The 7,714-nt window shown below is 68.6% G+C and carries 8 protein-coding genes and 1 pseudogene; 2 read left to right on the top strand and 7 right to left on the bottom strand.

Annotation, left to right across the window (positions count from 1 at the left end; genetic code table 11):
- Positions 1–508: amidohydrolase family protein (locus AC2W7C_RS10720; protein ID WP_486001434.1), on the bottom strand; the 508-nt coding region annotated here is incomplete at its 3' end.
- An 82-nt stretch (positions 509–590) separates the two neighbouring features.
- Here AC2W7C_RS10720 and AC2W7C_RS10715 point away from each other — a divergent pair.
- Positions 591–1,022 (top strand): DUF488 domain-containing protein, encoded by a 432-nt coding sequence (locus AC2W7C_RS10715; RefSeq protein ID WP_486001433.1) that lies wholly within the window; start codon positions 591–593, stop codon positions 1,020–1,022.
- Here the strand turns inward: AC2W7C_RS10715 and AC2W7C_RS10710 are convergent.
- The 4 genes and pseudogenes from AC2W7C_RS10710 to AC2W7C_RS10695 form a co-directional block, all read right to left on the bottom strand.
- Positions 1,012–1,440 (bottom strand): hypothetical protein, encoded by a 429-nt coding sequence (locus AC2W7C_RS10710; protein ID WP_486001432.1) that lies wholly within the window; start codon positions 1,438–1,440, stop codon positions 1,012–1,014. The two genes, AC2W7C_RS10715 and AC2W7C_RS10710, sit on opposite strands and share 11 nt — an antisense overlap.
- 1 nt (position 1,441) lies before the next feature.
- A complete protein-coding gene (locus AC2W7C_RS10705; protein ID WP_486001431.1) occupies positions 1,442–3,619 on the bottom strand; it encodes a 3-hydroxyacyl-CoA dehydrogenase NAD-binding domain-containing protein in 2,178 nt (725 codons plus the stop codon).
- Between the two features lie 140 nt (positions 3,620–3,759).
- A pseudogene (locus tag AC2W7C_RS10700) lies at positions 3,760–4,964 on the bottom strand (acetyl-CoA C-acetyltransferase).
- Positions 4,965–5,098: 134 nt separating this feature from the next.
- Positions 5,099–5,563, bottom strand: a complete 465-nt coding sequence (locus AC2W7C_RS10695; RefSeq protein WP_486001435.1) for a VOC family protein — start codon at positions 5,561–5,563, stop codon at positions 5,099–5,101.
- Between the two features lie 94 nt (positions 5,564–5,657).
- Here AC2W7C_RS10695 and AC2W7C_RS10690 point away from each other — a divergent pair, with 94 nt between their 5' ends.
- On the top strand, positions 5,658–6,209 hold the full coding sequence (locus AC2W7C_RS10690; RefSeq protein WP_486001430.1) for a hemerythrin domain-containing protein: 552 nt from the start codon (positions 5,658–5,660) through the stop codon (positions 6,207–6,209).
- Here AC2W7C_RS10690 and AC2W7C_RS10685 read toward each other — a convergent pair whose 3' ends face one another.
- Entirely contained in the window at positions 6,210–6,512 is a 303-nt protein-coding gene (locus tag AC2W7C_RS10685; protein ID WP_486001429.1) for a CBS domain-containing protein, read from the bottom strand.
- Positions 6,513–6,529: 17 nt separating this feature from the next.
- Positions 6,530–7,192, bottom strand: coding sequence for a KpsF/GutQ family sugar-phosphate isomerase (locus AC2W7C_RS10680; RefSeq protein ID WP_486001428.1), 663 nt, complete (start codon positions 7,190–7,192; stop codon positions 6,530–6,532).
- Positions 7,193–7,714: the final 522 nt, after the last annotated feature.

Genomic DNA, 7,714 nt, shown 5'->3' with positions numbered 1-7,714 from the left:
CAGGGCGGGGGGAGGAGGCCACGGTCGCATGGCCGTCGGCGCGGCTCAGCAGAACGATGCGCCCCGGCGCGGCGGCGTCCAGGTCCGCCTTGTTGAGGAAGCGAGGCTCGGGCCAGCGGGTCTCGATCCAGCCGCGGCCGACGATGGGCCCGTCGGGGTGGGCTTGGGCCCAGGCCGTCAGCCGGGCCATGGCGTCGGCGACCGAGGTCGATCCCTCCAGGTTCAGGGTCAGCTCGCGCCAGCCGACGCCGTCCAGGTGGGCGTGGCCGTCGGTGAAGCCGGGGAACAGGGCCGCGCCCTCAGGTCCACCGCTCCAGCCCGGCGCGTCCGGCGCGCCTGCGGCCGGACCGACGTAGGCGATGCGCCCGCCACGGACCTGGACCACCTCCGCCGTCGGCGCACCCTCGACGCCGGTGTAGATCGGCCCGCCCCGGATGATCAGGTCCTGAGCCTGGGCCGAGGCGACGGACCCGGCGAGAAGCAGGGCGGCGAGCAGGGGGCGGATCATGCGACGGCTCCGGTGTGATCGCCGCGAGGCGTGGAGCCGAAAGCCGCTGGCGTCAAGCGGACGCCGGCCCCATGTCAGAGCCATGAAGCTGTTCACCATCGGATACGAGGGCGAGCCTCAGGCCGCGGTGATCGACCGGCTGAAGGCCGCCGGCGTCGAGGCCTTGGCCGACGTGCGAGCCGTGGCGGCGTCCCGGCGCGCGGGCTTCTCCAAGACGGTGCTGGGCGAAAGCCTGCGCGACGCCGGGATCGACTATGTCCACCTGCGCCCGTTGGGCACGCCCAAGGCCGGCCGCGACGCCGCCCGCAAGGGCCGGATCGGCGAGATGCGCGAGATTTTCGCCGGCCACATGGCCGAACCGGCCTCCGAGGCCGCCTTCCAACAGCTGCGCGCGCTGGCGGCGGAGAAGAGGACGGCGCTGCTCTGCTTCGAGGCCGATCACGCCGGCTGTCACCGCGCCGTCCTGGCCGAGCGACTAGCGAAGGAGGACGGGTTCGAGGTGGTCAACCTGTGACCTGCACCAACCTGATCCCGATCGGTCCATAGGGCTCCATCAGGCCCCACACGCCCGCGATCACGATCAGAGCGAACAGCCAGGATGCCGGAAAGCGCTCGGGCGAGATCCCGCCCTTCACCGCCACCCAGATGCACAGTGGGGAAAAGGCCAGAGCCATCAGCATCAGCAGAATGGCGATGTCGACGGCGTCCGGATGGTACGCCGCCCAGGCGAAGCCGCCGGTCATGAACAGCAGTAGGGCCGTGACCATGTGCCAGGTGAAGTAGTTCAGCCAGCGGCTGGCCTTGTGGAAGTCGTGGGCGTCCAGCAGCGGACGGGCGGCGAAGCGCCCGCCCACGAAGGTGTGCACCGCGAAGGTGATCAGAGAGAGGACGGCGGCCGTCGCGAAGCCCGGATTGACCGCCGTCCCGTCCATGTCAGGCCGCCGCCTTCTGCTTGCCGGCGAAGTCGCCGTAGAAGGTGCGGCCCTGGTCGGCCATGTCGCGCAGCAACTGCGGGACCTTGAAGCGGTCGCCGTAGCGTTCGGCGTACTGGTCAGCCTGCGCCACGAAGGCCTTCAGCCCGGTCTGGTCGATGAAGGTGATCGGACCGCCGGTCCAGGGCGCGAAGCCCCAGGCCAGGATGGCGCCGACGTCGGCCTCGCGAGGGTCGTCGATGACGCCCTCTTCCCAGCACTTCGCCACCTCGACCGCCTGGCGGTACAGGAGGCGCTGCTTCTGGTCCTCGACCAGTTCGGGCGTCGAGTCGGCGATCTTGACCGGCGCCAGGTCCGACAGACCCTTCCACAGGGTCTTGGGCTTGGTCTCGTAGTCGTAGAAGCCCTTGCCGTTCTTGCGGCCGTAGCGGCCCAGGTCCTCGACCATCACGCGGACGATCTCCGAGCCCGGTAGCGGCACATATTTGTCGCCCAGGTCCGCGGCGGTCTGCTTGGCGACCTTCACGCTGAGGTCCAGCGCCACGTCGTCGTGCATCTCCAGAGGGCCGCGCGGCATGCCGGTCATGCGGCCGATGTTGTCGATCAGGGCCGGGGCGTAACCCTCCTCCAGCATGGCCAGGCCTTCGGCGACGTAGGTCGCGAAGCAGCGCGAGGTGTAGAAGCCGCGGCCGTCGTTGACGATGATCGGGGTCTTCTTGATCTTCATCACGTAGTCCAGCGACTTGGCGATGGCCGCCTCGCCGGTCTTCTCGCCCAGGATGATCTCGACCAGCATCATCTTGTCGACCGGCGAGAAGAAGTGGATGCCGATGAAGTCCTCGGGACGCACCGAGGCCTCGGCCAAGCCGGTGATCGGCAGGGTCGAGGTGTTGGAGCCGAACACGGCGCCGGCCTCCAGCTGGGCTTCCGCCCGCTTGGTGACGTCGGCCTTGATCTCGCGGTTCTCGAACACCGCCTCGATGACCAGGTCCGAGCCCTTGATCTGGTCGTAGTCGGTGGTGGCGACCACCGAGGCCAGCAGGGCGTCGAACTTGTCCTGGGTCAGCTGGCCGCGCGAAAGGCGCTTCTTCAGCAGTTCCTCGACATGGGCCTTGCCCTTGTCGGCGGCTTCCTGGGTCTGGTCGATCAGGATGGTCTGGATGCCGGCCATGGCCTGAACGTAGGCGATGCCCGCGCCCATCATGCCAGCGCCGATGACGGTGACCTTCTTGGGATCGGACTTGGGCACGCCGGCCGGACGCACGGCGCCCTTGTCCAGCTCCTGCTTCGACAGGAACAGCGAGCGGATCATCGCCTGGGCCTGCGGCGTCATCAGGGTCTTGATGAAATACCGGGTCTCAATGCGCAGCGCGGCGTCCATGGGGACCTGAACGCCTTCGTAAACCGCCTTCATCAGGTTTAGCACGGCCGGATAGTTGCCGTAGGACTGCTTGCGCAGCATGGCGTTGCCGACCAGGAAGTTCTGGATGCCCGCCGGGTGGTAGGGACCGCCGCCCGGCAGTTTGAAGTCCTTGGCGTCCCAGGGTTGGATCGCCTTGCCGCCGCCCTTGATCCAGGCCTTGGCGGCCTCGACTTCCGAACCCTTGGCCACGACCTCGTGGACGATGCCGGCGCCCTTGGCGTCGTTGGGGCGGAAGGACTTGCCCTCGCTCATCGCCATCATCGAGGCCTGCACGCCCACCAGGCGCGTCAGGCGCTGGGTGCCGCCGCCGCCGGGGAACAGGCCGACCTTGATCTCGGGCAGGCCCAGCTGGATCTTGTTATCGTCGCCGACCACCCGGTAGTGGCAGGCCAGGGTCAGTTCCAGCCCGCCGCCCAGCGCCAGGCCGTTGATCGCCGCCGCGACCGGCTTGCCGCAGGTCTCCAGGGCGCGGAGCGCCCCGTTCAGCTTCCAACCGGCGTCATAGGCGTCCTGCAGCGAGCCGCCGGCCAGCATCCCGCCGGCCATGTCGCCCAGGTCGGCGCCGGCGCAGAAGCCCGAGGCCTTGCCCGAGGTCAGCACGGCGCCCTTGATGGTCTCGTCGGTCTTGATGCGCTCGACCCACTCGGGGATCTCCTTCATCACGCCCGAGGTCAGGGTGTTCATCGACCGTCCAGGGACGTCGAAGGTGATCAGGGCGATGCCGTCGGCGTCGACGTCGATCTTGAAGTTTTCCATGGTGAGCTCCCGCTCCCTCTTTCCGTCATCCCCGGGCTTGTCCCGGGGATCCATGAACTCAGTCGTCTGCGTCTGATCTTCCACCGTCCAAGCCTATGGATGGCCGGGACAAGCCCGGCCATGACGGGGAAGGGTGAGATTCAAACCCGCTCGATCACCGTGGCGGTGCCCATGCCGCCGCCGATGCACAGGGTGATCAGGGCGGTCTCCTTGTTGGAGCGCTCCAGCTCGTCCAGCACCACGCCGGTGATCATGGCGCCGGTGGCGCCCAGGGGGTGGCCCATGGCGATCGCGCCGCCGCAGACGTTGATCTTGTCGTGCGGGATGTCGAGCGCCTGCATGAAGCGCAGGACGACGGCGGCGAAGGCCTCGTTCAGCTCCCACAGGTCGATGTCGGCGGTGGTCATGCCCAGCTTGCCCAGCAGCTTGTTGGCCACGAACTCCGGGCCGGTGAGCATGATCGACGGCTCCGAGCCGATCGAGGCGGCGCCGCGGATCTTGGCGCGCGGCTTCAGGCCCAGGGCCTTGCCGGCCTCCAGCGAGCCGATCAGCACGCCGGCCGAGCCGTCCACGATGCCCGAGCTGTTGCCCGGCGTGTGCACATGGTTGACCCGCTCGACCTCGGGGTAGCGCTGGTTGATCACGGCGTCGAAGGCCATCTCGCCCATCATGGCGAAGGACGGGTTCAGCGCGCCCAGGGTCTGCATGTCGGTGTTGGGGCGGATCGTCTCGTCGTGGTCCAGGCGCACCAGGCCCAGTTGGTCCAGCACCGGCACGACCGACTTCTTGAACCGGCCTTCGGCCCAGCTCTTGGCCGAACGCTTGTGGCTCTCCACCGAATAGGCGTCGACGTCGTCGCGGCTGAAGCCCCACTTGGACGCGATCATGTCGGCCGACACGCCCTGCGGCACGAAATAGGTCGGGAAGGCCGAGGAGGGGTCGACCGGCCAGGCGCCGCCGTCTGAGCCCATCGGCACGCGGCTCATCGCTTCGACGCCGCCGCCGACGGCGAAGTCGGCCTCGCCGGACTTCACCTTCGCGGCCGCCATGTTCACCGCCTCCAGGCCCGAGGCGCAGAAGCGGTTGATCTGGACGCCGGCGGTGGTCTGGGCCCAGCCCGAGTTCAGCACGGCGGTGCGGGCGATGTCAGCGCCCTGCTCGCCCACCGGCGAGACGCAGCCCAGGATGACGTCGTCGACCTTGGAGGTGTCCAGGTCGTTGCGGTCGCGCAGCGCCTGCAGCACCTGGGTCGCCAGGCTCAGCGCCGTGATCTCGTGAAGGCTGCCATCCTTCTTGCCCTTGCCGCGCGCGTGCGGACCGCGTCGTAGATGTAGGCGTCGGCCATATGCGTCTCTCTGCTGTTGACCCCTACCGCTCGGCGCGCGGCGCCTCGCTGCTTGAGGGGAGGGTGCGGAATCGAAACTCGGTCGCCAGAAAACCTACGTTTACGTCAACGTCAAGTAATGAGTTGGCGAGCGGTCATTCCGCCGCGTGGCAGACCGCCTCGATGTTGAAGCCGTCGGGATCCAGTACGAAGGCGGCGTAGTAGGCGGGGCCGTAGTTCGGACGCAGACCGGGGCCGCCGTTGTCCCTTCCGCCTGCCGCGAGGGCGGCCTGGTGGAAGGCGTCGACCTGGGCCCGGGTCGCGGCGCGGAAGGCGACGTGGTTGGCCTCGCCGGGCGATCCTTGTCGGCGATGACGAAGTCGGGCTCGTCGCCGTCGCCGTACAGCAGCACGGTCGCCTCGCCGTCCCGATACTCGGCGATCAACCGATAGCCCAGCGGGGCCAACGCGGGTTCGTAGAAGGCGCGCGAGCGAGCGATGTCGCTCACGTCCAGGCCAATGTGGTCGATCATTGGGGACTCCTTGGAGGTGTTTCGAGCGAACGCGCGGCGGGCGAAAAGGGGTCGCTAAGTCGGCTGGGCGACGCCCGGGGGCGGGAATTCCAGCGAACGATTCTCACCTAGCTGAGCATTGGGAACGTCCGGGCGCTTAGGCCTTTTCCCGGTCGAAGCCATTGGCGAAGGAGGATGTTTCCATGGCCCAGAGCTACGAAGAGATGGACGCGATCGCGATGCTGAAGGCGGATCACCGCAAGGTCGAGGAGATCTTCGCCGCCTTCGAGAAAGCCCGGGGCCTGGAGCGGAAGCGCGCCCTGGCCGAGCAGGCCTGCCTGGAGCTGAAGGTCCACACGGTGATCGAGGAGGAGATCTTCTATCCGGCCTGCCGCGGCAAGGTCGAGGACGACCTGATGAACGAGGCCTATGTCGAGCACGACAGCGCCAAGCTGCTGATCAACGACATCGAAGCGGGCGGGCCCGAGGAAGAGTTCTACGACGCCAAGGTCAAGGTGTTGTCCGAGATGATCGAGCACCACGTTCAAGAGGAGGAGATGCGCTCCGAGGGCATGTTCTCCCAGGCCCGCGCCGCTGGCCTGGACATGGACCGTCTGGCCGACGAGATGAGGGCCCGCAAGAAGACCGCGATGGAGGAATTCCAGGCGGGCAAGCCAGCCATGACACGGACGCTCGAAGGCGACGACATTGAGAGCGCGCTGCAATCCGAGGAGGGGCGCAGCGCCTCCCGCTGATCAGCCGACGTAGCCAGCCTGCATCAGCTCCGCGATGTGGACGATCGCCAGCGGGCGGTCGTCCTGGACCACCAGCAGGGTGGCGATCTTGTTCTGGGTCATCAGGTCGATGGCGTCGCTCATCCGCGCGTCCGGCCCGATGACCTTGGGGCGCGGGCTCATGATGTCGGCGGCGCTCAGGCCCGACAGGTCCTGCGAGAAGGCGCGGCGGACGTCACCATCGGTGACGATGCCGGCCAGCGTCCCGTCCGGGTTCACGACCGCCGTCGCCCCCTTGCGCCCCTCGGTGATGGCCGAGACCACCTCCGCGAAGGTCGCCGTCAGGGAGACTGTCGCCGCGCCGGCGGCCGGTCGCCCATCCAGTCGCGCACGCTCTGCAGGCTCATGCCCAGCTTGCCGCCCGGATGATGCAGGCCGAAGTCCTCGGCCGTGAAGCCGCGGCGGTCCATCAGCACCATGGCCAGGGCGTCGCCCATGGCCAGGGTCATCAGGGTCGAGGTCGTGGGGGCCAGGCCGTTGGGGCAGGCCTCCGGCGCGTTGGGCAGCGTCAGGCACACCGCCGAGGACCGGCCCAGGAAGCTGTTGGGCCGCTGCGTGATCCCGATCACCGGGATGCCCTCGCGTTGGCAATAGATCAGCGGATCGCGCAGCTCGCGGCTCTCGCCCGAGTTGGAGATGGCCAGCAGCGTCACGTCCTTGCGCAGCATGCCCAGGTCGCCGTGGCTCATCTCGGCGGGATGCACGAAGAAGGCGTTGGTGCCGGTGGAGGCGAGGGTGGCGGCGATCTTGCCGCCGATATGGCCCGACTTGCCCATGCCGGTGACGACCACATAGCCGGGGCGGGACAGGATGACCTCCACCGCGCGCGCCAGGCTGTCGTCGATGGCGGCCTCGAGTTGCTGAAGCGCCTGGATGTTCAGCGCGGTCACCTCGCGGGCGCGGGCGATCATGGCGGCCGGATCGGCGGAGAGCTTGTCGGTCATGAGCGGGGAATTGGCCCATCCGGACCGGTTTCACAATGCGCCCGCCAAGCCTGGGGCCTCGGGTGCGTTCCACGGTCGGCCAATTGCTGCGGCTGCGAAGAATGCGCCGGGCTGAGTGGAAACCCTGGGCCGCTGACGCGTTAGAGACGTCATGGGGACGTCAGATCCGATCATCGACGCCGCGACCGCGGCCGCCGAGGCCGTGCCGAGTCTGCCGCCGCCCCCCATACGTCTGGCCAGGCCGGCCGTGTTCCTGGATCTCGATGGCGTGCTCGCCCACCTGGCGGAGACGCCCGACGCGGTGGGTCCCGATCCGCGACGGACCGCGGTCTTGAAAGCCCTCGCCCCCGCTCGGCGGCCGGGTGGCGATCCTGAGCGGGCGGACGATCGCCGAGATCGACCGGATCGCGGAGGCCAGCCTGGCTTCGGCCTCGGGCGTGCACGGGCTGGAGCGGCGGCGCGCCGACGGCTCGGTGCTGCGGACGGAAGCCGCGGCCGGGGTGCGGCGCGCGGTGGCCGCCT

This window comes from Brevundimonas sp. CURTG3B2_SDJG, assembly GCF_057364705.1.
Note: the sequence above shows the minus strand (reverse complement) of the source record. Positions and strands in the feature narration are given on the sequence as shown.

Excerpts from the sequence above, each read along its gene's own strand:
- AC2W7C_RS10715 (WP_486001433.1), top strand. The coding sequence starts at position 591 with ATGAAGCTGTTCACCATCGGATACGAGGGCGAGCCTCAGGCCGCGGTG.
- AC2W7C_RS10710 (WP_486001432.1), bottom strand. The coding sequence starts at position 1,440 with ATGGACGGGACGGCGGTCAATCCGGGCTTCGCGACGGCCGCCGTCCTC.
- AC2W7C_RS10705 (WP_486001431.1), bottom strand. The coding sequence starts at position 3,619 with ATGGAAAACTTCAAGATCGACGTCGACGCCGACGGCATCGCCCTGATC.
- AC2W7C_RS10690 (WP_486001430.1), top strand. The coding sequence starts at position 5,658 with ATGGCCCAGAGCTACGAAGAGATGGACGCGATCGCGATGCTGAAGGCG.
- AC2W7C_RS10680 (WP_486001428.1), bottom strand. The coding sequence starts at position 7,192 with ATGACCGACAAGCTCTCCGCCGATCCGGCCGCCATGATCGCCCGCGCC.